Here is a 989-nt window from a genome sequence, read left to right on the forward strand (position 1 = left end):
CAGGAAGAACGCACCTTTCCGCGCGCAGCCGACCCGCGAAAAACCAAAGGCTGAGCAGGCTGTTCTTTTCTGTGTTCATCGTTTCTTCAGAAGGGTCTGATTTATGGTCATTGCATGTCTGGGATGGGGCTCACTGATCTGGAAACCGGACGGCTTGCCGCTGGCGAGCGAGTGGTTTGCCGACGGGCCGCAGGTACCGATCGACTTCGTTCGCGTCAGTGACACTGGCGAGTTGACTACAGCCATAAGCGCGAACGCGCCGCCGTGCAAAGTGCTGTGGTCGGTCCTCGACGTGACCGATCTCGATCAGGCCCGTGAGCTCCTGCGTATCCGAGAAGGCGTGCCGGAGGGCAGGGAGGATGGCATCGGCAGCTTCACCCTCGGTCCCTCGGCGATGGGCGTGCTTGCTGAATGGGCAATTCCTCGGCAACTCGATGCGGTGATCTGGACGGCGCTGCCCGGCAGATTCAAGAACATTGAAGGCCTGGTGCCGAATGTCGACGACGCAGTTTCTTATCTGGCCGGGTTGAGCGGCGCGGCGCACGAACAAGCGCGCGACTATATCGAACAGGTGCCGGCGCAGATCGACACGCCGTATCGCCGTGAAATCATTGCCAGGCTTGGGTGGAAATGATGAGCACCCGCAGCCAGGCGCAGATTGCCGCGATCTTCGATCAGCTGTTGGCACTGCGAGAAAGTGTGGACATTCTCCAGCACGTGGAGAGCGCCAGCGTCGAGTCGCTGCGTGGCCATCAGACCGTGGACGCCCCGGAGTCGCTGGATCTGGTGTTTCAAAAGCTGCAAGAAGACATCGCCAGCATGGAGGAAACGTTGGCGACGATTGCCGAGGCGACCGGGGACGTGCCGAAGTTGTGAGGGTGTCGCGGGGGTGGCATGCAGATATGATTTGCCTGGTCTGGCGCCTTCGCGAGCAGGCTCGCTCCCACAATTGATTCGTGAATCGATTGATTTCCGGGGTCTGACGCAAA

At 60.2% G+C, this 989-nt stretch carries 2 protein-coding genes; both read left to right on the top strand.

The window, feature by feature from the left end; all coding sequences use genetic code 11:
- The first annotated feature begins 103 nt into the window (after positions 1 to 103).
- Entirely contained in the window at positions 104 to 634 is a 531-nt protein-coding gene (locus tag D6877_RS22430) for a hypothetical protein (RefSeq protein ID WP_071171999.1), read from the top strand.
- On the top strand, positions 634 to 876 hold the full coding sequence (locus D6877_RS22435; protein ID WP_122507439.1) for a hypothetical protein: 243 nt from the start codon (positions 634 to 636) through the stop codon (positions 874 to 876). The genes D6877_RS22430 and D6877_RS22435 overlap by 1 nt, the downstream gene beginning before the upstream one ends.
- Positions 877 to 989: the final 113 nt, after the last annotated feature.

Origin of the sequence: Pseudomonas sp. Sample_9 (assembly GCF_004307535.1) — a bacterium.
GTDB lineage: Bacteria > Pseudomonadota > Gammaproteobacteria > Pseudomonadales > Pseudomonadaceae > Aquipseudomonas > Aquipseudomonas mercuritolerans.